This window comes from Sutcliffiella halmapala (genome assembly GCF_050107295.1).
Lineage (GTDB): Bacteria > Bacillota > Bacilli > Bacillales > Bacillaceae_I > Sutcliffiella_A > Sutcliffiella_A halmapala_A.
The window spans coordinates 26085-49960 of record NZ_JBNIKR010000005.1; the positions used below are offsets into that span (position 1 = coordinate 26085).

The 23876-nt window shown below is 46.0% G+C and carries 24 protein-coding genes and 1 tRNA gene; 24 read left to right on the plus strand and 1 reads right to left on the minus strand.

Annotation, left to right across the window (positions count from 1 at the left end):
- The first annotated feature begins 80 nt into the window (after positions 1-80).
- The 16 genes from ACQCT5_RS09440 (at position 81) to ACQCT5_RS09515 (ending at position 14256) form a co-directional block, all read left to right on the plus strand.
- A complete protein-coding gene (locus ACQCT5_RS09440; RefSeq protein WP_499641243.1) occupies positions 81-1265 on the plus strand; it encodes an ATP phosphoribosyltransferase regulatory subunit in 1185 nt (394 codons plus the stop codon).
- Positions 1262-1891, plus strand: coding sequence for an ATP phosphoribosyltransferase (hisG, locus tag ACQCT5_RS09445; protein WP_499641245.1), 630 nt, complete (start codon positions 1262-1264; stop codon positions 1889-1891). The genes ACQCT5_RS09440 and hisG overlap by 4 nt, the downstream gene beginning before the upstream one ends.
- Before the next feature lie 4 nt (positions 1892-1895).
- Complete coding sequence (gene hisD, locus ACQCT5_RS09450) at positions 1896-3176, plus strand: histidinol dehydrogenase (RefSeq protein ID WP_499641247.1); 1281 nt, start codon at positions 1896-1898, stop codon at positions 3174-3176.
- Positions 3176-3763 carry an imidazoleglycerol-phosphate dehydratase HisB gene (gene hisB / locus ACQCT5_RS09455; RefSeq protein ID WP_499641249.1) on the plus strand — a complete coding sequence of 196 codons (588 nt, stop codon included), beginning with the start codon at positions 3176-3178 and terminating at the stop codon, positions 3761-3763. The genes hisD and hisB overlap by 1 nt, the downstream gene beginning before the upstream one ends.
- Before the next feature lies 1 nt (position 3764).
- Positions 3765-4397, plus strand: coding sequence for an imidazole glycerol phosphate synthase subunit HisH (hisH, locus tag ACQCT5_RS09460; protein ID WP_499641251.1), 633 nt, complete (start codon positions 3765-3767; stop codon positions 4395-4397).
- Positions 4398-5126, plus strand: coding sequence for a 1-(5-phosphoribosyl)-5-[(5-phosphoribosylamino)methylideneamino]imidazole-4-carboxamide isomerase (hisA, locus tag ACQCT5_RS09465; protein ID WP_499641253.1), 729 nt, complete (start codon positions 4398-4400; stop codon positions 5124-5126). It begins immediately after the preceding gene.
- A gap of 2 nt (positions 5127-5128) precedes the next feature.
- Entirely contained in the window at positions 5129-5887 is a 759-nt protein-coding gene (hisF, locus tag ACQCT5_RS09470; RefSeq protein ID WP_499641256.1) for an imidazole glycerol phosphate synthase subunit HisF, read from the plus strand.
- Positions 5884-6528 carry a bifunctional phosphoribosyl-AMP cyclohydrolase/phosphoribosyl-ATP diphosphatase HisIE gene (hisIE, locus tag ACQCT5_RS09475; protein ID WP_499641258.1) on the plus strand — a complete coding sequence of 215 codons (645 nt, stop codon included), beginning with the start codon at positions 5884-5886 and terminating at the stop codon, positions 6526-6528. The genes hisF and hisIE overlap by 4 nt, the downstream gene beginning before the upstream one ends.
- A gap of 428 nt (positions 6529-6956) precedes the next feature.
- Complete coding sequence (locus ACQCT5_RS09480) at positions 6957-8396, plus strand: tetratricopeptide repeat protein (protein WP_499641261.1); 1440 nt, start codon at positions 6957-6959, stop codon at positions 8394-8396.
- Between the two features lie 105 nt (positions 8397-8501).
- On the plus strand, positions 8502-8711 hold the full coding sequence (locus tag ACQCT5_RS09485; RefSeq protein ID WP_499641263.1) for a hypothetical protein: 210 nt from the start codon (positions 8502-8504) through the stop codon (positions 8709-8711).
- A 180-nt stretch (positions 8712-8891) separates the two neighbouring features.
- Positions 8892-9854, plus strand: coding sequence for a thioredoxin-disulfide reductase (trxB, locus tag ACQCT5_RS09490; RefSeq protein WP_499641266.1), 963 nt, complete (start codon positions 8892-8894; stop codon positions 9852-9854).
- A gap of 534 nt (positions 9855-10388) precedes the next feature.
- Complete coding sequence (locus ACQCT5_RS09495; RefSeq protein WP_499641268.1) at positions 10389-10847, plus strand: 8-oxo-dGTP diphosphatase; 459 nt, start codon at positions 10389-10391, stop codon at positions 10845-10847.
- A gap of 208 nt (positions 10848-11055) precedes the next feature.
- Positions 11056-11946, plus strand: coding sequence for an RNase adapter RapZ (rapZ, locus tag ACQCT5_RS09500; protein ID WP_499641270.1), 891 nt, complete (start codon positions 11056-11058; stop codon positions 11944-11946).
- Complete coding sequence (locus ACQCT5_RS09505) at positions 11946-12911, plus strand: gluconeogenesis factor YvcK family protein (RefSeq protein WP_499641272.1); 966 nt, start codon at positions 11946-11948, stop codon at positions 12909-12911. Before rapZ ends, ACQCT5_RS09505 begins: the two co-directional genes overlap by 1 nt.
- 106 nt (positions 12912-13017) lie before the next feature.
- On the plus strand, positions 13018-13962 hold the full coding sequence (whiA, locus tag ACQCT5_RS09510) for a DNA-binding protein WhiA (RefSeq protein WP_499641274.1): 945 nt from the start codon (positions 13018-13020) through the stop codon (positions 13960-13962).
- A gap of 36 nt (positions 13963-13998) precedes the next feature.
- On the plus strand, positions 13999-14256 hold the full coding sequence (locus ACQCT5_RS09515) for an HPr family phosphocarrier protein (protein ID WP_386634656.1): 258 nt from the start codon (positions 13999-14001) through the stop codon (positions 14254-14256).
- A gap of 605 nt (positions 14257-14861) precedes the next feature.
- Here the strand turns inward: ACQCT5_RS09515 and clpP are convergent.
- Complete coding sequence (clpP, locus tag ACQCT5_RS09520) at positions 14862-15443, minus strand: ATP-dependent Clp endopeptidase proteolytic subunit ClpP (protein WP_204412509.1); 582 nt, start codon at positions 15441-15443, stop codon at positions 14862-14864.
- 394 nt (positions 15444-15837) lie between these two features.
- Between clpP and ACQCT5_RS09525 the strand changes: the two genes are divergently transcribed.
- The 8 genes from ACQCT5_RS09525 (at position 15838) to gpmI (ending at position 23856) form a co-directional block, all read left to right on the plus strand.
- Positions 15838-15915, plus strand: a tRNA-Arg gene (locus ACQCT5_RS09525).
- A gap of 468 nt (positions 15916-16383) precedes the next feature.
- The gene (gene rpoN / locus ACQCT5_RS09530; RefSeq protein WP_499641276.1) at positions 16384-17715 is read left to right on the plus strand and encodes an RNA polymerase factor sigma-54; all 1332 of its coding nucleotides are present in this window, start codon (positions 16384-16386) and stop codon (positions 17713-17715) included.
- Between the two features lie 16 nt (positions 17716-17731).
- A complete protein-coding gene (locus ACQCT5_RS09535) occupies positions 17732-17974 on the plus strand; it encodes a glutaredoxin family protein (protein WP_499641278.1) in 243 nt (80 codons plus the stop codon).
- Between the two features lie 145 nt (positions 17975-18119).
- Positions 18120-19139, plus strand: a complete 1020-nt coding sequence (locus ACQCT5_RS09540; RefSeq protein ID WP_386634646.1) for a sugar-binding transcriptional regulator — start codon at positions 18120-18122, stop codon at positions 19137-19139.
- Between the two features lie 48 nt (positions 19140-19187).
- Positions 19188-20195, plus strand: coding sequence for a type I glyceraldehyde-3-phosphate dehydrogenase (gene gap / locus ACQCT5_RS09545; protein ID WP_417898950.1), 1008 nt, complete (start codon positions 19188-19190; stop codon positions 20193-20195).
- A 147-nt stretch (positions 20196-20342) separates the two neighbouring features.
- Complete coding sequence (locus ACQCT5_RS09550) at positions 20343-21527, plus strand: phosphoglycerate kinase (RefSeq protein ID WP_499641280.1); 1185 nt, start codon at positions 20343-20345, stop codon at positions 21525-21527.
- Positions 21528-21566: 39 nt separating this feature from the next.
- Positions 21567-22328, plus strand: coding sequence for a triose-phosphate isomerase (tpiA, locus tag ACQCT5_RS09555; protein WP_499641283.1), 762 nt, complete (start codon positions 21567-21569; stop codon positions 22326-22328).
- Positions 22321-23856 carry a 2,3-bisphosphoglycerate-independent phosphoglycerate mutase gene (gene gpmI, locus ACQCT5_RS09560; protein ID WP_499641285.1) on the plus strand — a complete coding sequence of 512 codons (1536 nt, stop codon included), beginning with the start codon at positions 22321-22323 and terminating at the stop codon, positions 23854-23856. Before tpiA ends, gpmI begins: the two co-directional genes overlap by 8 nt.
- Positions 23857-23876 lie beyond the last annotated feature (20 nt).

Sequence of the window (23876 nt, forward strand, 5' to 3'; positions counted from 1 at the left end):
AGTATGTTACCATATTAGCGAACTAAAGGATTTAGAATTTATTGTACAATTTATCATTTCAGCAAAAGGCGGGCTGCCAGATGTCAAAACTGTTTATGTTTGAAAAACCACTGGGAATGCGGGATACGCTCCCTTCATTATATGAACCGAAGAAGATGGTCAAGGATACGATTACAACGGAAATCAATCAATGGGGCTATCAGTTTATGGAGACTCCGACCCTGGAATATTATGATACGGTCGGTGAAGCTTCTGCTATATTAGATCAACAGCTTTTTAAACTGCTTGATCAGCAGGGACATACACTTGTATTGCGTCCTGACATGACGGCACCGATTGCGAGGGTGGCTGCTTCAAGATTGATCAATGAAGGCTACCCGTTGCGCTTGGCATACTCGGCGAATGTGTACCGAGCTCAGCAAAATGAGGCCGGAAGACCTGCAGAGTTCGAGCAGATCGGGGTGGAATGCATCGGGGACCGTTCGATCAGTGCGGACGCGGAAATGATCGCGTTGATGGTTTCCCTTTTACAGAAGGTCGGTCTATCTACCTTTACGATTGCGATCGGGCATGTAGGCTTTCTTCAAGAGATTTTTCTAGACATTGTAGGGAATGAAGAACGGGCTGCGACATTAAGAAGATACTTATATGAAAAAAATTATGTAGGATACCGTGAGCATGTGAAAGGCTTGCCATTATCTTCGATAGATAAAAAACGCCTACTGTCCCTGTTGACCCTTCGTGGTAATTCCACGCAGATCCAGTCTGCAAAAGAGATTGTGGAAGGCGAAGCTGGCAGAAAAGCGGTTGAAGAGCTTGAGCAGCTTTGGACGATGCTTGAAGCCTATGGTGTACAGGATTTTGTGAAGCTGGATCTGAATATCGTCAGCCATATGAGTTATTACACTGGGATTGTATTTGAGGCCTATGCAGGAAATATCGGTTTTCCAATCGGGAACGGCGGACGCTATGATCATCTTTTCCAAAAGTTTGACCGGGATAAGTCCGCTACCGGATTCGGCATTCATCTTGACCGTCTTTTAGAGGCGAAGGATATGAAAAAGTCGACTGCTGCGATTCATGGTGTTCTTTTCAGCCAGGAACGGCGTGAAGAAGCGATCGAGTTTGCGAGATTGAAAAGGGAAGAGGGGGAGCGAGTGGTGCTCCAGGACATCAGCGGAGTGGAAAATGTCGATGCATGCACCGGCTCCTTTCATGAGGTGACCTTTTTTCTCGGAAAGGCCAGAAAGGGGTATGAATCATGAGCGTACTGACAATTGCGATGCCAAAGGGCAGAATCTTTGAAGAAGCGGCAGCACTTCTGGTGAAGGCTGGTTACCAGATTCCGCCTGATCTGGATGATTCCAGAAAGTTGATTATTGATGTGCCGGCTGAGAACATGCGCTTTATTCTGGCCAAGCCGATGGATGTAACGACCTATGTTGAGCATGGAGTGGCAGATGTCGGGATTGCAGGCAAGGATGTGATGCTCGAGGAGGAGCGGGATGTCTACGAGGTGCTTGATTTGAAAATCAGCTACTGTTATCTGGCTGTTGCGGGACTGCCGGGTACGGAAATGCAGGATGTCGCTCCGAAGATTGCCACCAAATATCCTGGAATCGCCTCCCGTTATTTCCGTGAACAGGGGGAGCAGGTGGAGATTGTGAAATTGAACGGATCGATTGAGCTTGCCCCGATGATCGGCCTTTCCGACAGGATTGTGGATATTGTATCCACAGGTCGGACTTTGAAGGAGAACGGATTGGTGGAAATCGAACGGATTGTGGATATCACGTCCAGGTTGATTGTCAATCCTGTGAGTTATCGCTTGAAGGACCAGCAAATAGATGAGCTTGTGGATAGATTGGCGCAAGTGGTAGAGGAGGTCTAGCTCCATGAAAATAAAGAGAATTGAAGAGAGCGTATCACTGCGCCGCTCGCTTGATCAGGGAACGGAAGAGCAGCGGAAAGCGGTATTGGAAGTCATAGATGCAGTACGTGAAAAAGGCGATGAGGCGCTGTTTTCCTACACGGAAAAATGGGATGGAGCGAACCTGGATAGCCTTCGAGTCACGAAAGAGGAGATTATCCAGGCATATGAGGCTTTTCCAACAAGCATCAATGTCGTGATTCAGGAGGCGGCAGCGAATATCCGGGAGTACCATGAAAAGCAGGTCAGGCAATCGTGGTTATCTACAAAAGAGGATGGAACGATTCTTGGTCAGAAGGTGACCGCACTCGATGCTGTCGGCGTCTATGTGCCAGGCGGAAAGGCGGCATACCCTTCCTCGGTCCTGATGAATGTTATTCCGGCGCAGGTTGCCGGTGTGGACCGTATTGCGATGGTGACACCACCGGCTGCTGATGGCACTGTTCCGGCAGGCGTCCTTGTGGCTGCGGATATCCTTGGTGTGGATGAAATTTATAAAGTTGGCGGTGCTCAGGCTGTTGCAGCTCTTGCCTACGGTACAGAAACGGTACGTCCTGTGGATAAAATCGTCGGACCTGGGAATATCTTTGTTGCGCTTGCAAAAAAAGAAGTGTATGGACTTGTGGATATCGACAGCATCGCAGGCCCGAGTGAGATTGTGGTGCTGGCAGATGAAACGGCAAATGCCCATGAAGTGGCGGCAGATATGCTATCACAGGCGGAGCATGATGAGCGTGCCTCCTGTGTGCTGGTGACAACCTGTGGAGAACTTGCGGAGCGTGTAGCCCTGGAAGTGGAAAAGCAGCTATCCGATCTGCCACGTGTGGAGATTGCACGTGCCTCGATCAACGAATTTGGGGCCATCTATGTGACAGAGTCGATGGAGGAAGCGCTCCGGGTGGTCAATGAATTGGCACCTGAGCATCTGGAAGTGATGACAAAGGAACCGATGAACCTGTTGCCTTTTATCAAGCATGCAGGTGCGATCTTCCTTGGAAGATATAGCTCAGAGCCTGTTGGGGATTATTTTGCAGGACCGAATCATGTTTTGCCGACAAATGGGACGGCAAGGTTCTCCAGTGGATTATCTGTGGATGAATTTGTGAAAAAGTCGAGCATCATCATGTACAGTCAACAGGCACTGGAGGATAATGTGGATAAAATTGCGGCGTTTGCAAGATTGGAAGGTCTTGAGGCGCATGCACGTGCAGTGGAAGCAAGATTTAAAAAGCGAGGGGAATTCTGATGACAAGAAAGGCAAGCATCGAGCGGAATACAAGGGAAACACAGATAGATTTATCTTTTACGGTAGATGGAGAAGGAGCGGCAAACCTTGAAACACCAGTTCCTTTCATGACACATATGCTGGACCTGTTCACCAAGCATGGCCAGTTCAACCTGGATCTCGTGGCAAACGGGGATGTGGATATCGATGATCATCACACAACGGAGGATATCGGAATCTGCCTCGGCCAGGCGCTGAAAAATGCACTTGGGGATAAAATGGGGATAAAACGCTACGGCAATGCATTTGTCCCGATGGATGAAGCTTTGGCGCAGGTGGTTGTGGATTTGAGCAATCGTCCGCATCTTGAAATCAGAGCGGAGTTCCCGAGCCAAAAGGTCGGAACATTTGATACGGAGCTTGTGCATGAATTTTTATGGAAGCTGGCATTGGAAGCTAGGATGAACCTGCATGTGATCGTGCATTACGGAAGCAATACACACCACATCATTGAAGCGATTTTTAAAGCATTGGGACGTGCCCTGGACGAAGCGACCACTATCGATCCCCGTGTAAAAGGAGTGCCTTCCACGAAAGGAATGTTATAGAATGATCGGCATCATCGACTACGGAATGGGAAATTTGTATAGTGTGAGCAAGGCGCTGGAACGGATGGATGTACCTTATGTCATCTCCTCGGAGCAAGAAGTCCTGGCAAAGGCGGATAGCTTGATTCTGCCGGGAGTGGGATCGTTCCGGGATGCGATGGCTATTTTAAAAGAGACAGACCTTGACAAGTTTATTTTGGATGAAGTGAATCGTGGTAAAAAGCTGCTCGGAATCTGTCTTGGCATGCAGCTCTTGTATGGCGAAAGCGAGGAAAACGGCGTCACGGAAGGTCTCGGTCTGCTCGAAGGCAGGGTCGTGCGTTTTCCTGGGGTGACTCCGAACGGCGAGAACTATAAGGTTCCTCATATGGGATGGAACAAGCTGAACTTTCACAAGGAGTCACCGCTTTTGGAAGGACTTGACGATGATTTTGTTTATTTTGTCCATTCCTATTATGTTACTGGTTTTGCATCGGATGAATTGCTGGCGAGCAGCAGCTATGACGTACAGGTGCCGGCTGTAGTTGGGAGTGGGAATGTGTTCGGCACACAGTTCCATCCAGAGAAAAGCAGTGACGCTGGACTTGCGATTCTTAAGAATTTTGTAAGTTTGACGGAAAAGGGGGAGAAATAGATGGCATTTACAATCTATCCGGCAATCGATATGCGTGGCGGGAAATGCGTGCGGTTGCAGCAGGGTGACTATAGCAAGGAAACGGTGTATGGCGATTCCCCTTTTGAGATGGCGAAAAGCTTCGTGGAACAGGGTGCTGAGTGGATACATATGGTCGATCTTGATGGAGCAAAGGCAGGTGAGCCTGTGAATCATTCGTTTGTTTTGCAGGTTGCAAGTGAGCTTCCGGCTAAGGTGCAGATTGGTGGCGGCATACGCACTGCGGAAGACGTAGAGTTCTATCTATCGCAAGGTGTGGACCGGGTGATTTTAGGAAGTGCAGCAATCAATAATCCTTCTTTTGTAAAAGAAATGCTGGCACGCTATGGGGAAAAGATAGCAATCGGCCTGGATGCGAAGGATGGTTATGTTGCAACGGAAGGCTGGGTGGAAACTTCCACAGTAAAAGCGACAGTCCTAGGACGTGAGCTTGCAGAGGCTGGCGCAAAGACCTTCATTTTTACCGATATTGCAACAGACGGCATGCTTTCCGGTCCAAATGTTGGCGCAACGGCTGAGTTGGCCAGTGTGACAGGTGCAACGGTCATTGCGTCAGGCGGAGTAAGTTCCATAGTCGATCTGCAGGTGCTAAGGGAGTTCGCCGGGCGTGGCGTAGTAGGAGCTATTGTCGGGAAGGCGATTTATACGAATAAAATTTCTCTGGCCAGTGCGATTGAAGAGGTGAAATGACGATGCTGACGAAGCGAATCATTCCCTGTTTGGATGTAAAAGAAGGACGTGTGGTAAAAGGGGTCCAGTTTGTAGAGTTACGAGATGCGGGCGATCCGGTGGAGCTTGCGGCTTTCTATGATGAAGAAGGTGCGGATGAACTGGTGTTTCTGGATATTTCCGCCTCCCATGAAGGGCGTGAAACGATAGTCGAAGTGGTCGAGCAGGTTGCTGCAAAGCTTGCGATCCCCTTTACAGTCGGGGGCGGCATCAATACGATTGAGGATATGAAACGGCTACTACGCGCAGGTGCGGATAAGGTTGCCCTGAATACGGCAGCCTTGTTGAACCCTACACTTATTCAAGCGGGAAGTGACTATTTTGGGTCGCAGTGTATTGTGGTTGCGATTGATGCTAAGTATGATGCGGACCTTGGAAGCTGGCGCGTCTATACCCATGGCGGACGCCGGGAAACGGAGTGGGAAGTGGTCGCCTGGGCGAAGGAAGCGGTGCGCCTGGGAGCCGGGGAGATTCTGTTGACAAGCATGGATAGTGATGGCGAGAAAAAGGGCTTCAATCTTGCTTTGACAAAAGCGGTCAGCTCGGCTGTTAGCGTACCTGTCATTGCGTCCGGTGGAGCAGGAGAGGCTGCGCATTTCCTGGATGCTTTTGAGGAAGGTGCGGCAGATGCGGCGCTTGCAGCATCCATCTTCCACTATAAAGAAACGTCCGTACGTGAAGTGAAATCATTTTTAAAAGAGAAGGGGGTGCTCGTTCGATGAGTGTGGAAATCAATTTGGAAGCGGTCCTTTTTGATGAGAAGGGCCTTGTGCCTTGCATCGTTCAGGATGCAAGAAGTCGTGAAGTGTTGACGCTTGCGTATATGAACGGGGAGTCGCTAGTGAAAACCGTGGAGACCCGTGAAACGTGGTTTTGGAGCAGGTCTCGTGGTGAACTCTGGCATAAGGGGGCTACTTCAGGCAATACGCAAAAGGTGATCGAAATGCGCTACGACTGTGATCAGGATGCGGTCCTTGTGCTAGTGGAGCCGAATGGGCCAGCTTGTCATAAGGGTGAGGAGACGTGTTTTCATGAGGTGATGTTGAGGGACAGCGCGGTAAGCGGCGGTTCTGGTTTAGGGATTCTTACGACTTTGGAACGTTTAATAGAAGAAAGGCAGCAGCAGATGCCGGAAGGGTCTTATACCACTTACCTGTTTGGTGAGGGTGTAGATAAGATTTTGAAGAAGGTTGGGGAAGAGGCTGCCGAGGTGATTATTGCGGCGAAGAATCGCGACAAGGAGGAGCTTACTTGGGAGGCTGCTGACTTGGTGTTTCATTTGATGGTGCTGCTGCGGGAGCAGGGTGTAAGGCTGGATGAGGTGCTGGCGGTTTTGGAGGAGCGGCATACGAAGAGTGAGTGATGTGGGGGTGTTTCTTTGGCAGCTGAGAGGGTGCTGGGGGGGCGCTTTTTTTGGTTCTCCGGATTTTTTGTAGGGGAGGGATGCTTAAGACCGGCGCCAGACCCCATAGGGTGAGGTTGTATAGTTGATGTGGTGCACTTAGTCTGTTTAATTGAGGGAGGTTGTGTGGTTTTTGGGGTCAGGCCCCAGGCGGCCGTCGGATTTATAGGGTACGAGATCGTGGAGGGGTTGTGGTTTGTTTAGTTTGTTTTGGTGGGGTGGTTTGCGTAGCGAAGGGAGAGCGAAGCGCTGGGGGCGCTTTGGCTTGCGGGGTGGGGTTGTTTTGCTGGTTTTTTAGGGGTTTTTGGTTGAATAATTTTGCCATCTGTTGTGAGGGGGGGAGTTGTGTTATACTACGAACGGTAAAGTATGTTTTGTTGGAGGCTATAATGGGAGAGAAACCGAATTTGAAGAAGAGTGTTACTAAGGTGATCCCATTTGCGCAGAATGGGGATTATTTTTATCAAAAGGGAATTCGTGCTTATCGGAAGCGGGATTTATATAAAGCGAGGAAATGGCTGCAGCGTGCGGAGGATTTGAAGCCGAGTGATGCGTCGATCATGTGCCAGCTGGCGATTGTGTTGACGGAGCTTGGTGATTATCAGCGTTCGAACGAGCTGTTGATGGATATTGTGGAGAACTTGGAGCCGGAGATGCATGATTGCCATTATTTTTTGGCGAACAATTATGCGTATCTTGGATTGTTCCAGGAGTCCAGAAAGCATGCCGAGGAATATTTGACGATGGAGCCGGATGGGGAGTTTGTCGAGGATACGGAGGACCTGATGGATCTGCTTTCCATTGAGACTGATGAGCCTGAGGATTATGTGATGGGGCAGGATCATCTCATTGTGATGCAGGAGCAGGCTCGCAATCTTCTGGAAAAAGGCCAGCTTGATGAAGCGCTGGAGCTTTTGGAGGAGATTATCGAGGAGTATCCGCAGTTCTGGTCGGCGTATAACAATTTGGCGCTCGCTTATTTTTATAAAGGCAATCTGACAGAGGCACGTGATGTGCTGGAGGATGTTCTGGACAAAAATCCGGGCAATCTTCATGCATTATGCAATCTGCTGGTGTTCTACCATTATGAAAATAACCTGGATGAAATGAAAGTTCTTGCAGGAAGATTGGAAAAGGTGACTCCGATCCTGGTGGAGCATCGCTATAAACTTGGTGCGACATTCGGTTTGATCGGCCGTCATGACCTTGCTTATAAGTGGCTGCGATCCCTGCAGCGCAACGGATTCCAGGGAGATGGCACGTTCTTTTTCTGGTTGGCAAATGCTGCCTACCATACGGAGCGCTATCAAGTTGCCGAACAGGCATGGGCGAAAGTGTTGGAGATGAACCCTGAAAAAGCGGGTACGGAACCATGGAAGCAAAAGGATGATGTGGATCTGGAATTGGAGGAGGCAGAGCAGCTTTTTAAGATTTTCACGCTTAGCTTTTCCAAGAAAACGACCATAAAGAATGTGCTCGACCAGCCATATGCAAGTTCCAGTGTACGCGATTTTGCCATGGCAGCACTCCTTAAGAAGAAGGATGTTCCGCTTAGCATTGCAAACGGCTACGAGATAGCATCCCTACTGAAGCTTCATTCTACAGATCAGGCAGTGAAGGAATGGTTCGTCCTTTTCACCAGAGCGCAAAAAGAAGCGGTCAGTTTCACGAATGCACCCGCGTGGGCAAGCGCCTTTGATTATGTTTGGAGCAAACACAATGGCTATTCAGCCAAACAAAAAGAATTGGCGGAGCAATACAATGTCTCTGTCAGCACCTTAAGAAAATATGTAAAAAAGGTAGAGGACCTAATAGACACCACACCTTGACGGAAAGCTGAGACAATATAAATGTCTTGGCTTTTTGTTTTGTGATTTTTTGGAATTAAATCATGTTACTATAAATGTAAAAGGATAATGCTAGGAGAGGTAAACATGAGAAAGTACGTGATATTGTTATTATCATTGTTTATGATTTGTCTGCCTTTGTATGGGCTCTATTATGAAAGTCAACCCAAAGTGGGGCCAATCGGCAATGGTGTCCAAAACACTCCTTGGTTTCTTGTTGTGTGGCCGATTATTGCGGGCCTGTGTTTTCTTATATTAAGCATCATAATGTTTGTCCAGGAACGAAAAACACATTAACAGAAAGAGAATGAGCAAAAAGTTGGACGTACAACTAGTCTGTTATATAGGATAGTAACTGGGAATACTTTTACTAGAAGTATTCCGAAAAACAGATAACAGGCTTCTTAAAAACAGGATGAAAAACAAGGGTCCTTTCATAAAAATAGCGACTGAAAGTATTAAAAGGAGTGGGACAACATGACAGAAGAGAAAATTTATGATGTGGTAATTATCGGAGCAGGACCGGCTGGAATGACAGCTGCAGTGTATACTTCCCGTGCAAACCTGAGCACATTGATGATTGAACGCGGAATGCCGGGCGGGCAGATGGCGAACACGGAGGAAGTGGAAAACTATCCTGGATTTGACCATATCCTTGGACCTGAGCTTTCTACAAAAATGTTTGATCATGCGAAAAAATTCGGTGCGGAATATGCATACGGAGACGTTAAAGAGATTGTTGACGGCAAGGAATATAAAACAGTCAATGCAGGAGGCAAATCCTATAAAGCGCGCACGGTAATCATTTCCAGCGGTGCGGAATACAAGAAAATCGGCGTTCCTGGTGAAAAAGAGCTTGGCGGCCGCGGGGTATCCTATTGTGCGGTGTGTGATGGAGCTTTCTTTAAAGGAAAAGAGCTTGTTGTTGTAGGTGGAGGAGACTCTGCGGTGGAAGAGGGCGTATACTTGACCCGTTTCGCTTCAAAAGTGACAATTGTGCATCGCCGCGATGAGCTACGTGCACAGAAGATCCTTCAACAGCGTGCATTTGATAACGAGAAGATTGATTTCATCTGGAGCCATACAGTGAAGGAAATCAATGAACTGAACGGAAAAGTGGGCAGTGTGACGCTTGTCAGCACAAAAGACGGTTCCGAACAGGATTTCAAAGCAGATGGAGTGTTCATCTATGTTGGAATGCTTCCACTGACTAAACCGTTCTTGAACCTTGGTATCACTAATGATATGGGCTACATCGAAACGAATGAGCGTATGGAAACGAAGGTGCCTGGCATCTTTGCAGCTGGAGATATCCGCGAGAAGACTTTACGCCAAATCGTAACGGCAACTGGGGATGGAAGTATCGCTGCACAAAGCGCACAGCATTATGTAGAAGAGCTTTTGGAAGAATTAAAGGCCCAGCAAACAGAGAAAATTTAAGGTGTTGTCGGTAGGTGGGGGATTATGGGTAAACTTGTCGAAATATCCTCTTAATCAAATCGTAACTGGGCCTTAACCAATCTGTAACAGCTTTGAAACAATAATCGGTTATTATATAAGTAGTAATTGACCCCCTTTTATAAATATAGTTGGACGGCACGGGTTCCCTTTTTCCCGTGCCAATTTTTTTTGCTTCTTTTCAACCATCCTCTTTACTTAACTTTGATCCATCCTACATATTGTCAGAAATTCTCACAGGCTTGTTCTACATGTATCCTTTGGTATGCTATACTTATGAAAGTAAAGCGTTTTCACAAATATGGAATCGATCCCTTTTTTGATTTCAATTTTCAGCAAGCTCAATGTTCCCTAATTTGTAGAACTTTACTGTGTCTTATTTTATTCTTTTAAAGTAAAATAGAAATGATACACTTGGCTAGTTCTGAAAATCGAATTATTTTACAAAAGCCTTGTTTCAGTATGGAGAATGAAAGTTCCTGCTGAGCTTTTCCAATAAAATTGAGGTGAAGAATCATGCAAAGAGTAACAAATTGTGTATTAATGCGTGATGATCAAGTCCTTCTGCTGCAAAAGCCGAGACGCGGCTGGTGGGTAGCACCTGGCGGAAAGATGGAGCATGGGGAGTCTGTGAAGGATTCCGTTGTGCGTGAATATCGCGAAGAAACAGGCATATATTTAAAAAATCCTGCCCTTAAGGGTGTTTTTACTTTTGTGATAAAAGAAGGAAATGAAATTGTTTCAGAATGGATGATGTTCACATTTCTGGCGACTGAATATGACGGCCAGAACGTGTTGGAGTCGGAGGAAGGCAAAATCGAATGGCATAAGGCCGACAGTATAGCGGAATTGCCGATGGCTCCGGGAGATTTTCATATTCTGGATTATTTGATAAAAGGATCAGGAATGATTTTCGGTACGTTTACGTACACGCCGGACTTCGAACTGTTAACCTATCGTCTCGATCCCAATTAATAAGGCTCTTTTCATATAATTTGTTGTTTTTGACGTAAAAAATAGGCTTTTGGATTTTTTACAGTAATAAACTATGCATTATTTAATAAGTAAATGATCTAATATACCGAAAAGAGCACGATGATAGGTAATTTTACGTGTATACATTGTATTCGTTAAAAGCAACAATGTCTGCGAAAAAAGTTACCAATAAAGGAGAGGAAGAAACATGAGTACAGGTACGAGCAGTGATGTGGAATTAGTCATTATTACTGGAATGAGTGGAGCCGGTAAAACCGTTGCTATTCAAAGCTTGGAGGATTTGGGCTTTTTCTGCGTGGACAATCTTCCCCCTACGTTATTGCCGAAATTTTTGGAGCTGATGGAGGAGTCCGGAAACAAGATGAACAAGGTAGCCCTTGTCATGGATCTTCGGGGCCGCGAATTCTTCGATAGCTTGTTCGAAGCGCTTGACGATATTTCCGAGCTATCGTGGGTAACGCCTCAGATCTTGTTCCTGGATGCGAAGGATTCGGTGCTTGTCAGCCGCTATAAGGAAACAAGAAGATCGCATCCGCTGGCGAAATCCGGATTGCCGCTTGAGGGAATCGAGCATGAACGCGAGTTGTTAGAAGAGCTGAAAGGCCGTGCTCAGCTGATTCTGGATACTTCCAATTTAAAACCGCGAGAACTTAGAGAGAAAATCCTCAAACAATTTGCAACGCACTCCAAACAAACTTTCAAGGTGAACGTTCTTTCCTTTGGATTTAAGTACGGAATTCCGATTGATGCAGACCTTGTCTTTGATGTACGATTCCTGCCCAACCCGCATTATATCGATCATATGAGACCGATGACCGGATTGGATGAAGAAGTATCTTCTTATGTGCTAAAATGGTCGGAAACACAGAAGTTCATTGAAAAGCTGACAGACCTCTTGACCTTTATGCTTCCATACTATAAGCGTGAAGGAAAGAGCCAGATTGTGATCGCGATTGGCTGCACAGGCGGCCAGCACCGTTCCGTGACATTGGCAGAGTACTTTGCAAAGCATTTCAAGGATGATTATGATACGCTGATAACACATCGTGATATTGAACGACGAAAGGATAAACGCTGATGAGTCGTTCCAAACTTCCGAAAATCGTCATTCTTGGAGGAGGTACAGGTCTTCCTGTCCTGCTCCGGGGATTGAAACACTATGATGTGGACATTACCGCCATTGTAACAGTGGCAGACGATGGCGGAAGCTCAGGCAGACTGCGAGACGAGCTGCATATTCCGCCGCCGGGTGATGTCCGCAATGTACTCGCAGCCCTATCCGATGTCGAACCATTGGTGGAGGATCTTTTCCAACATCGCTTTCAAGCGGGTAACGGGCTATCCGGCCATTCACTAGGCAATCTCCTGCTGGCGGCAATGACCACCATCACCGGGGATTTCGTTCACGCAATCCGCGAAATGAGTAAGGTTTTGAATGTAAGGGGCAAGGTGCTCCCTGCAGCAAACCAGAGTGTCATTCTACATGCGGAAATGGAAGATGGTACCGTGATTTCCGGTGAATCCAAAATTCCATACTCCGGTAAAAAGATCAAGCGAGTATTCCTGACACCTGAAAACGTGGAGCCTCTCGGGGAATCCGTGGAGGAAATCAGGAAGGCGGATCTGATCATTGTAGGGCCTGGGAGCCTGTATACTAGCATTCTGCCAAACCTGCTGGTACCTAAAATTGGTGAGGCGGTTTGTGAGTCTGATGCTAAAAAAGTATATATCTGCAATGTGATGACGCAAGCCGGTGAAACGTTGGATTACACAGCAAGCGATCATGTAAAAGCCTTGTATGACCATCTTGGGTGTCCGTTTATGGATACGATTCTTGTAAACGACGAGGATATTCCGGAAGAGATAAAATTCCGCTATAAAAAGGAATATGCTACTCCGGTCGTCTATGACATCGCAAAATTGTCCGGAATGGGCCTGAAGATTGTCCATGATAAGATTATCCGTTACGAAGATGGATATATTAGACATGACACTCAAAAAGTGGCAGCGCTTTTATACTCGATGATACAGCAAGAAAAATAGAAGAAATGCAAACGGGTGCACGTCTTAGGTGGTTAGAGATGAGGGGTTTTTCCTATTAAACGGCTCATCGCTTCCCCAACATTTATTCACTGGGGGGTGATTAATCGTGTCCTACGCTTCTGAAACAAAGAAAGAATTAACAACGATTGAAATCAAGAATTGCTGCGTAAAAGCCGAGCTTGCCGCATTGATTCGAATGAATGGTTCACTTTCCTTTTCCAACAGGAAATTGATATTGGACATTCAAACGGAAAATGCTGCAATAGCGAGAAGGATCTATACGCTGACAAAAAAAATATATGATGTACGTGTCGAGCTGCTTGTACGAAAGAAAATGAGGTTGAAAAAGAATAATGTATACATTGTTCGCTATGCCGAGCAGGCGCACTACATTCTGGATGAACTGAAGATCCTGAAGGACGGCTTCACCTTTGTCCGTGACATATCGCCGGAATTGATCGCCAAGAAATGCTGCAAGCGCTCGTACTTGCGAGGGGCGTTTCTAGCAGGAGGATCCGTGAATAATCCGGAAACGTCTTCCTATCATCTAGAGATTTTTTCACTTTACCATGAACATAACGAATCTTTATGCGAACTGATGAATATGTTTCACTTAAACAGTAAAACGCTGGAACGCAAGAAAGGATTCATCACATACTTGAAAGAGGCGGAGAAAATCGCTGAATTCCTCAGTATCATCGGTGCCCATCAAGCACTGTTGAAGTTCGAGGATATCCGCATCGTGCGGGACATGAGGAACTCTGTCAACCGTCTCGTGAACTGTGAAACCGCGAATCTTAACAAAACGATAGGAGCTGCCATCAGACAGGTCGAAAACATCCGCTTCATCGACCGCACTGTAGGGCTTCATATCCTGCCCGATAAACTGAGGGAAATTGCAGAGCTCCGTGTCAACTATCAGGACGTGACCTTAAAGGAGCTTGGGGAAATGGTGTCCAGTGGCACCATAAGCAAATCCGGTATCAATCACCGCTTGCGCAAAATTGATGAGATCGCCGATAAATTACGTGCGGGAGAAACGGTTCATTAATTAAAAAATATAAATAGATATAGAGGAGGAAGAATAATGGTACAAAAACAAGTAGATGTTCGTTTGAAAACAGGCTTACAAGCACGCCCAGCTGCCCTTTTCGTACAAGAAGCAAACCGCTTCTCATCAGATGTATTCCTAGAAAAAGACGGTAAAAAGGTGAACGCAAAAAGCATCATGGGCCTTATGAGCCTAGCAATCGGTTCCGGAACAACCATCACCCTGATCGCCGATGGCCACGATGAAGACGATGCAATTGCAGCATTAACCACATACGTACAGCAAGAGAATTAAGGAAAAAGGATGCCGTGGATGGTGTCCTTTTTTGTTTTGTCTGTGAGAGATCGAAATGTTATCGTGAAAATCCTTTTTTAAAAGTTAATTTGTTTGGATAAGTTTTGCAGCGCGTGGTTGAGCGATTTTGGGGAGTTGTGAAACAAACGTTTGTTTAAAAAATGGTATTTTGGTAGAGGGAATTGCTTGTTTTTACTCAGATTGGTGCGTTTTGCGTTATTATACTGAAAATCCTTTTTTAAAAGTTAATTTGTTTGGACAAGTTTTGCGGCGCGTGGTTGAGCGATTTTGAGGAGTTGTGAAACAAACGTTTGTTTAAAAAATGGTATGCGGAGAAAGTGAATGATTTTTTGGGAGAACATAGTTAGTGCGAGTATGCCGCCGCTGGAGAAAAGTTGAAGTGGGCGAAAATAGCTTCTTTTCGGGCGAATGGCAGTGGTTTTCGGGCGTAAAAATTAAAATTCGGGCGCAAAGTACGATTAATCGGGCGAAAAATGAAATTTCCGGGAGTAAGTGGTAGTTTGCAGTATACAGTGCCATTCGGACACGCTATTTTTACGTAAAAAACCCCCGATCCATCCGGACCAGGGTTCTTCTACTAACTATTAGTTATTTTTAATAACCTTATCAATCAATCCGTACTCAAGCGCTCTTTCAGCTGTCATGAAGTTGTCACGGTCTGTGTCGCGTGAGATTACTTCGATTGGCTGGCCTGTGTTTTCGGAAAGGATGGTGTTCAGCTTTTCGCGTAGGAATAGGATGCGCTTTGCAGCGATCTCGATTTCTGTTGCCTGGCCTTGTGCACCGCCAAGTGGTTGGTGGATCATGACTTCAGAGCTTGGTAGCGCAAAGCGTTTGCCTTTTGCACCTGCAGAAAGTAGGAATGCTCCCATGGAAGCAGCCATACCTACACACATCGTGCTGACGTTCGGCTTGATGAAGTTCATTGTGTCGTAGATTGCCATACCGGCAGTAATGGATCCACCTGGGCTATTGATGTAAAGCGAGATATCCTTTTCTGGATCTTCCGCTGCCAGGAATAGAAGCTGAGCAACGATGGAGTTTGCCACGTTGTCGTCAATTGCACTTCCAAGCAGGATAATGCGGTCTTTTAAAAGACGGGAGTAGATGTCATATGCACGCTCTCCACGGCTTGTTTGTTCAATAACTGTAGGAATTAAGTTCATCTCACTTTTCCTCCTTTAAATTAGGTAATAATTTAGTTTTGCTAGGTTCATATGTATTAGATTCCGCAACAGAAAAAGTGTTACAGATATCATAAGGGAACCTAAACCAATTAGCAGGCATTTCATAAACTTTATGTACTTTTATCATACATATAAGGTCAATAATGGTCAAATAAAAACCATCGCAAAAACCCCTATTTTTCTCCATGTAATAATGATATCCATTCTGGGAGGGAATTAAACTTGAAAATGTTCTAAAAGGGACATCTCTATATTGTAATCCCAAATCGATGTCGGATTTAAGGAGAAAATATTAATATAGGACTATAACGAATATTATCTTGAAACTTTGATATATATAGCCTATAATATCGTTAGAACATAAAAGTTTCATGCGCTCGTAGCTCAGGGGATAGAGCGGTGGTTTCCGGTACCGCGTCATGCGGGGGTTCGAATCCCTCCGAGCGCGCCATTCTTACATACGGCTGGAAAAACTTACAGCTGGGATCTTGCAAAAACCTATGTTACGATATTACATGTAGCGGACAAGCGCCGTGAAAAACATTTAACTTTCAACCCAGTGTCGGCACACTGGGTTTTCTATTTGTTTACATAACAACTGGGGCCTGACCCCCAGCGCTTTAAAGCGCTGGGGGTCAGGCCCCTTTCTATTAAGCCCCTCTTCTTTTATTACAATAAGATGTTATTTCCCGCTTCTCTGCATTGCCGCCTTGAAGTGGGCGTATAGTTATAGGGGGATGCAGGTCTTCCAACATTTTTCGATACAATTTGGGTCTGTTCTCATGTACAATAAGAATGCGCTTACAAATGAGGTGCCAGCGTCCGTTTTCTGACTGAAACACTGAAACCCTAGTGGGGCAACGGACGGTTGCACCTGAAGACTGACAAAATGAAGGTAAGGACAGAAGGGAGAATGGAAATGAAGCAATCTGTAGGTTTGTATCAAGAACAGACGCTTAAGCTTGCGATGACGCAGGAGTTGAAGCAGGCCATTACGTTGCTGCAGTATTCTTCGCATGAGCTTCTTGATTTTCTGCAAGAGCAATCTCTGGAAAACCCCCTTTTAGAGCTGAAGGATTTGGAGGCTCCACGGGAGTTTGCCGCTTCACGCGTTCAGCGCCTGAGACAGCGCAACAAAACAGGGGCAAAACAGGCCTTTTCGATCGAGAACTTCAGCAGGCACGGAGAAACCCTTCATCACCATATAGAGCACCAGCTCCTGGATAGCTGTTTGCCAGCAAACGAACTACGAATCATAAAACGCATGATTGACTATATAGACGCGAACGGATACTTGCAGGAAGAAGCCGATGCGATCGCAGAGCAGCTGAAGGTACCAACATCACAGGTTGAACAGGCCATTAAAAGCATTCAAAGCTTAGAGCCTGCAGGGATCGGTGCAAGGGATTTAAAGGAATGTCTGCTGATTCAACTGAGAAGGCTACCAAAACGAAACCATCTTGCACAAAGAATCCTGGAAGAAGACTTCACCCTTTTTGCTGAAAAAGCGTGGAAGACCTTGGCGAAGAAGCATGAAATCAGTTTAAAGGAGATTCAGGGGGTCCATGATGAGATCGTTAAGCTGCATCCTCGTCCGGGGAATCTATATGAAACAACGGAAAAACCAAGATATATCATTCCTGACTTGATTGTACAACAGCTACATCATCAGTTCATCGTTTCGTTGAATGAAGAAATTGTGCCGCAGATTGCGATCAACGAGAAATATAAAACAAGCCTATCGTCCCAAGCTGAAGTGGATGCTTATCTTCAGGAGAAGCTCCAGCAATGCCAATGGATCGTCAAGAGCATCGAACATCGCAAGCACACGCTTGTAAAAGTGATGGAAGAGATCGTGTCGGCACAGCTGTCCTTTTTCCTGAACGGGCCATCCTTCTTGAAGCCCCTGACACTAAAAGATATATCGGAGCGCCTGAACGTACATGAGTCGACGGTGAGCCGGGCGACAAAGGAGAAATACGTGCAGACGCCATACGGACTGTTTGAACTGAAATACTTTTTTAGCCAGAGCCTGACGGGCCAATTTGATGAAGAGAAATCAACCAAGCAGGTGCAGCAGCTTGTGGAGGAACTGGTAAAGGCGGAGGATAAGCAGAAGCCTTTGTCCGATCAACAGCTGACAAACCTGCTCCAAAAGCAGTATCATATAGCTATCTCAAGAAGGACGGTCGCGAAATACCGGGATTTGCTGAACATCCCGAGTTCCTCGATGAGAAAACGCTACGATTGAGAAGGGTGTAAGAAAAGTGAACCTGAAATTTTATACAAAAGTGGACTGTCCGCTATGCGAGAAGGCAAAAGCCCGGCTTCAGGAGCTGCAAAGCGAGCTGGACTTTATAATAGAAGAAGTGGATATCTATCAGGATGATGCCTTGCTGGAAAAATATCAGATTATGATTCCGGTGGTGGAATGTGATGGAGAAATGCTTGGTTACGGTATCATAAACAAAGAAGAAATAAGAAAGCGTTTACTTGAAAAAAACCGATAGACCCTAGTTGCATAAGGGTTTCACCTTTGTTACAATCAACTTGTAGCAAGGGTGATTTTTTTTACCGCTACTGGGACACAATATGTCATAGCGGGACATATAATGTCCAACGAGGTAAAATTTGCACCTTGAAGGGGAAGCTATAATGAAGCAGATTATTGAAGTACAAAAGAAATTGTTGCCTGATCTTCTATCCATTATGCAGAAACGATACGAAATACTACGTTACATAAGGTTGATGCAGCCGATTGGAAGAAGAAGCCTGTCAGGTAGTCTGGGCTTGAGTGAGCGTGTGCTGCGAAGTGAAGTCGACTTCCTTAAAGCACAAAACCTGATTCATGTAAGTGTTGCCGGCATGACACTGACACAAGAAGGTACCGTTCTTTTAAAAAGCCTGGAGGAGATCATGAAAGAGGTTTCCGGTTTAAAGGTGCTTGAAGCGGGAATAGAAGAAAAGTTAGGGATTTCAAAGGTAGTCGTCGTTCCGGGAGACAGTGACCAATCCCCTTGGGTTAAAAAAGAAATGGGTCGTGCATGTGTGAATACGATGCGTAAAAGATTCCATGACGAAAATATCATTGCAGTGGCTGGCGGAACAACCATTTCCTCCGTCGCAGAAATGATGAAGCCGGACGCGAAAAACCGTGAATTGCTGTTTGTCCCGGCACGTGGCGGGCTTGGCGAAAAGGTGCAGAACCAGGCAAATACGATCTGTGCGACGATGGCAGAAAAGGCGATGGGCAACTACCGATTGCTCCATATTCCGGATTCGCTCAGTCACGAATCGTACCAGTCCATGATAGAGGAACCATCGATAAAAGAAGTGATTTCGCTGATCAAAAATTCTAGTATGGTTATTCATGGAATTGGAGACGCTAAAACAATGGCAGAGCGCCGTAAAACAGCACCGGAAAATATGCAGAAAATCGAACAGGCACATGCAGTCGCAGAAGCTTTTGGCTACTATTTTAACGAAGCCGGAGAAGTAGTGCATAAAGTTCAAACCGTAGGAATGCAGTTGGCAGATTTGGAAAAGATAGAATGTGTGATTGCAGTAGCGGGTGGCGCATCGAAAGCAAAGGCGATCCGTGCATATTTAAAAAAAGCTCCCCATACCATCCTCATAACGGATGAAGGAGCGGCAAAAGAGTTAATTAGGGAGTAACAACCCTTAATAATAAAAATTTCTTAGCATACTAAGGAGGAAATTAACATGGCAGTAAAGATTGGTATTAACGGATTTGGACGTATTGGACGTAACGTATTCCGCGCAGCATTAAAGAACTCTGAGGTAGAAGTAGTAGCAGTTAACGATTTAACAGACGCTAACATGCTTGCTCACCTTTTAAAATATGACAGCATTCACGGCAAATTGGCTGCTGACGTGAAAGTGGACGGCGACAACCTTGTTGTTGACGGCGTAACAATCAAAGTAACAGCTGAGCGTGACCCAGCGAAATTGTCTTGGGGCGAGCTTGGAGTAGACATCGTTGTTGAATCAACTGGATTCTTCACAAAGCGTGCTGACGCTGCGAAACACTTGGAAGCTGGCGCGAAGAAAGTAATCATCTCTGCTCCTGCATCTGATGAGGATATCACAATCGTAATGGGTGTTAACGAAGACAAGTACGATGCAGCTAACCACAACGTTATTTCAAACGCATCTTGTACAACTAACTGCTTGGCGCCATTCGCGAAAGTATTGAACGACAAATTCGGTATCAAGCGTGGAATGATGACAACTGTTCACTCTTACACAAATGACCAACAGATCTTAGACTTGCCACACAAAGACTACCGTCGTGCGCGTGCAGCAGCTGAGAACATCATCCCAACTTCTACAGGAGCTGCAAAAGCGGTATCCCTAGTATTACCTGAACTAAAAGGTAAATTGAACGGTGGAGCTATGCGTGTTCCAACTCCAAACGTTTCCCTTGTTGACCTTGTTGCTGAGCTTGACAAGGACGTAACTGCAGAAGAAGTGAACGCAGCGTTCAAAGCAGCGGCTGAAGGCGAATTAAAAGGAATCCTTGGCTACTCCGAAGAGCCACTAGTATCTGGTGACTACAACGGTAACCCTGATTCTTCCACAATCGACGCATTATCTACAATGGTAATGGAAGGCAGCATGGTAAAAGTTATCTCTTGGTACGACAACGAGAGCGGATACTCTCACCGTGTAGTTGACCTTGCGAAGTACATCGCTTCTAAAGGACTTTAATTTTAAATTAAGATATTATTTGGTATAAACCGCGAAAGCATTCTATAATAAGAAATGTGAAGTAGAGGGGGATTGGGGAACACACCCCCTCCCTCTTTTCATGTTTTTGAAAAACTACAAATTCCTTTTAAGGGAGGCCGTTTGAAGATGAACAAGAAAAGTATTCGTGACATCGACGTAAAAGGCAAACGCGTATTTTGCCGCGTGGACTTTAACGTACCGATGAAGGACGGACAAGTAACGGACGAAACTCGTATCCGCGCAGCATTGCCGACCATCAAGCACTTGGTTGACGGAGGAGCGAAAGTGTTGCTTGCGAGCCACCTGGGCCGTCCAAAAGGGCAAGTAGTGGAAGAGCTTCGCTTAAACGCGGTAGCAGCCCGTCTACAGGAGCTTCTTGGCAAAGATGTGAAAAAGGCGGATGAAGCTTACGGTGATTCAGTCAAGAGCATGGTAAGCGAAATGAGCGAAGGAGACGTTCTTTTACTTGAAAACGTTCGTTTCTATCCTGGTGAAGAGAAAAACGATCCAGAACTTGCAAAAGAGTTTGCTGCACTTGCTGATGTTTACGTAAACGATGCTTTCGGCGCAGCTCACCGTGCACATGCTTCTACAGAAGGAATTGCTCAGCATTTACCGGCAGTGGCAGGCCTCTTAATGGAAAAAGAATTAGAAGTACTAGGCAAAGCACTTTCGAATCCAGATCGACCATTTACGGCGATTATTGGCGGAGCGAAAGTTAAAGATAAAATCGGTGTAATAGAAAACCTGCTGAACAAAGTGGATAACATCATCATCGGTGGTGGACTGGCCTATACATTCATCAAGGCAAAGGGCTTTGACGTTGGAAAGTCCCTGTTGGAAGAAGATAAAATTGATTTGGCTAAATCGTTCATGGAAACAGCAAAAGAAAAGGGCGTAAACTTCTATGTTCCTGTGGATGTAGTGGTAGCAGACGATTTCTCTAACGATGCAAACACAAAAGTGGTTCCTATTGAAGAAATTCCAAGTGACTGGGAAGGCCTGGATGCCGGACCTAAATCCCGTGAAATCTACGCGGATGTCATCAGTAAGTCCAAGCTTGTTATCTGGAATGGACCAATGGGAGTATTTGAACTGGATGCATTTGCCGGTGGAACAAAAGCAGTAGCAGAAGCCTTGGCAGAAGCAAAGGATACATACTCTGTCATCGGTGGAGGAGACTCAGCGGCTGCAGTTGAAAAGTTCAACCTTGCAGACAAGATGAGCCATATCTCAACTGGTGGGGGCGCTTCATTAGAGTTCATGGAAGGCAAAGAGCTTCCTGGAGTAGTGGCGTTAAACGATAAGTAATACATCATGATAAAATCTGGCTTTGAAAGGAAGGATACCATGCGTAAACCAATTATTGCTGGTAACTGGAAGATGCACAAAACACTTTCTGAAGCGACAAGCTTCGTGGAAGAGGTAAAAGGACTTGTACCTTCTACAGATAAAGTGGACGCAGTTGTATGTGCCCCTGCATTATTCTTGGAGCGTCTTGTAACAAATGTAGAAGGCAAAGATCTAAAAATCGGTGCACAGAACATGCACTTCGAAGATAGCGGAGCATTCACTGGCGAAGTGAGCCCTGTTGCATTAAAAGACATCGGTGTATCCTATGTAGTCCTGGGCCATTCCGAGCGTCGTGAAATGTTCGCTGAAACAGACGAAACCGTCAACAAGAAAACTCTTGCAGCATTCAAGCACGGCTTAACGCCAATCGTTTGTTGCGGTGAAACCCTTGAAGAGCGCGAGTCAGGCAAAACCAATGATATCGTTGGCAATCAGGTGAAGAAAGCTTTAACAGGCTTAACAACTGAACAAGTAAAAACCACTGTTGTCGCATATGAGCCTATCTGGGCAATCGGAACTGGCAAGTCTTCCACTGCTGAAGATGCAAACGAAACTTGCGCACACATCCGCAGTGTCATCGCGTCACAATTCGACCAGTCTGCAGCAGATTCAGTCCGCATTCAGTACGGCGGAAGCGTAAAGCCGACAAACATTGCTGAATACATGGCGCAATCCGATATCGATGGAGCGCTTGTAGGCGGAGCAAGCTTAGAGGCGCAATCTTTCTTACAGCTTTTGGAGGCAGGTAAGAATGAGTAAAAAGCCAGTAGCATTAATCATCTTGGACGGTTTCGCATTGCGCGGAGAAACAATGGGTAATGCCGTTGCGCAAGCGAATAAACCGAACTTCGATCATTTCTGGAATACGTATCCCCATGCTGAATTGACGGCAAGCGGGGAAGCGGTTGGACTACCGGAAGGGCAGATGGGCAACTCCGAGGTTGGACATTTGAACATCGGTGCCGGCCGTATCGTATACCAAAGCTTGACTCGTGTGAATGTTTCCATTCGTGAAGGCGATTTTTATGAAAATGACACCTTCCTGAATGCCATCAATCATGCAAAACAGAACGGCAAGAACCTCCACATCTTCGGCTTGCTTTCCAATGGTGGTGTGCACAGTCATATCCAGCATCTTTTTGCGCTATTGAAGCTTGCAAAAAGAGAAGGATTGGAGCGAGTGTATATCCATGGATTCCTTGATGGCCGGGATGTTGCACCTAAAAGCGCACCTGAGTTCATCAAGCAGCTGAACGAACTGCTTCTTGACCTTGGAGTCGGCGAAATCGCAACAATTTCTGGACGTTATTACTCCATGGACCGTGACAAGCGCTGGGATCGAGTGGAAAAGTCGTACCGCGCCATGGTATACGGAGAAGGCCCGGCCTACTCCAATGCGATGGAATGTATCAATGACTCCTACAACAACGGAATCTTTGATGAGTTCGTTCTTCCTTCTGTCATGACAAAGGAAGATGGAAGTCCTGTTGCAACAATCCAGGAGGACGATGCGGTTATTTTCTATAATTTCCGCCCGGACCGAGCGATTCAAATTTCTAACACGTTCACGAACAAGGATTTCCGTTCCTTCGATCGTGGACCAAAGCACCCGAACAACCTGATGTTCGTCTGCTTTACACACTTCAGTGAAACTGTGGACGGCTATGTAGCGTTCAAGCCGGTTGGAATGGATAATACACTTGGTGAAGTACTATCCCAAAACGGCCTGAAGCAGCTGCGTATAGCCGAAACGGAAAAATATCCACATGTTACCTTCTTTATGAGCGGTGGACGTGAGGATGCCTATCCAGGTGAGGAACGTATCCTGATAGATTCTCCAAAGGTGGCAACCTACGACCTGAAGCCGGAAATGAGTGCCTATGAAGTAACAAGCGCACTCCTAGCCGAAATAGAGGCGGACAAACATGATGCGATCATCCTGAACTTCGCAAACCCTGATATGGTCGGGCATTCCGGAATGCTTGAGCCAACGATCAAGGCTGTGGAAGTGACAGATGAGTGCTTAGGAAAAGTGGTAAATGCCATCCTTGCAAAAGATGGTGTGGCCATCATCACCGCAGACCACGGGAATGCCGATGAAGTCGTCACGACAGAAGGTAACCCAATGACTGCACATACAACAAACCCTGTACCTGTGATCGTAACGCGCAAAGGCGCGGAATTACGTGACGGTGGTATTCTTGGCGATTTGGCTCCAACAGTGTTAGACTTGCTTGGAGTGGCAAAACCGAATGAAATGACTGGAACGTCTTTAATTAAAAAATAAATTCAACTAAAAAGGAGCGT

Coding starts and splice junctions, on each gene's coding strand:
- ACQCT5_RS09440 (WP_499641243.1), top strand. CDS start 81: ATGTCAAAACTGTTTATGTTTGAAAAACCACTGGGAATGCGGGATACG.
- hisG (WP_499641245.1), top strand. CDS start 1,262: ATGAGCGTACTGACAATTGCGATGCCAAAGGGCAGAATCTTTGAAGAA.
- hisD (WP_499641247.1), top strand. CDS start 1,896: ATGAAAATAAAGAGAATTGAAGAGAGCGTATCACTGCGCCGCTCGCTT.
- hisB (WP_499641249.1), top strand. CDS start 3,176: ATGACAAGAAAGGCAAGCATCGAGCGGAATACAAGGGAAACACAGATA.
- hisH (WP_499641251.1), top strand. CDS start 3,765: ATGATCGGCATCATCGACTACGGAATGGGAAATTTGTATAGTGTGAGC.
- hisA (WP_499641253.1), top strand. CDS start 4,398: ATGGCATTTACAATCTATCCGGCAATCGATATGCGTGGCGGGAAATGC.
- hisF (WP_499641256.1), top strand. CDS start 5,129: ATGCTGACGAAGCGAATCATTCCCTGTTTGGATGTAAAAGAAGGACGT.
- hisIE (WP_499641258.1), top strand. CDS start 5,884: ATGAGTGTGGAAATCAATTTGGAAGCGGTCCTTTTTGATGAGAAGGGC.
- ACQCT5_RS09480 (WP_499641261.1), top strand. CDS start 6,957: ATGGGAGAGAAACCGAATTTGAAGAAGAGTGTTACTAAGGTGATCCCA.
- ACQCT5_RS09485 (WP_499641263.1), top strand. CDS start 8,502: ATGAGAAAGTACGTGATATTGTTATTATCATTGTTTATGATTTGTCTG.
- trxB (WP_499641266.1), top strand. CDS start 8,892: ATGACAGAAGAGAAAATTTATGATGTGGTAATTATCGGAGCAGGACCG.
- ACQCT5_RS09495 (WP_499641268.1), top strand. CDS start 10,389: ATGCAAAGAGTAACAAATTGTGTATTAATGCGTGATGATCAAGTCCTT.
- rapZ (WP_499641270.1), top strand. CDS start 11,056: ATGAGTACAGGTACGAGCAGTGATGTGGAATTAGTCATTATTACTGGA.
- ACQCT5_RS09505 (WP_499641272.1), top strand. CDS start 11,946: ATGAGTCGTTCCAAACTTCCGAAAATCGTCATTCTTGGAGGAGGTACA.
- ACQCT5_RS09515 (WP_386634656.1), top strand. CDS start 13,999: ATGGTACAAAAACAAGTAGATGTTCGTTTGAAAACAGGCTTACAAGCA.
- clpP (WP_204412509.1), bottom strand. CDS start 15,443: ATGAACTTAATTCCTACAGTTATTGAACAAACAAGCCGTGGAGAGCGT.
- rpoN (WP_499641276.1), top strand. CDS start 16,384: ATGAAGCAATCTGTAGGTTTGTATCAAGAACAGACGCTTAAGCTTGCG.
- ACQCT5_RS09540 (WP_386634646.1), top strand. CDS start 18,120: ATGAAGCAGATTATTGAAGTACAAAAGAAATTGTTGCCTGATCTTCTA.
- gap (WP_417898950.1), top strand. CDS start 19,188: ATGGCAGTAAAGATTGGTATTAACGGATTTGGACGTATTGGACGTAAC.
- ACQCT5_RS09550 (WP_499641280.1), top strand. CDS start 20,343: ATGAACAAGAAAAGTATTCGTGACATCGACGTAAAAGGCAAACGCGTA.
- tpiA (WP_499641283.1), top strand. CDS start 21,567: ATGCGTAAACCAATTATTGCTGGTAACTGGAAGATGCACAAAACACTT.
- gpmI (WP_499641285.1), top strand. CDS start 22,321: ATGAGTAAAAAGCCAGTAGCATTAATCATCTTGGACGGTTTCGCATTG.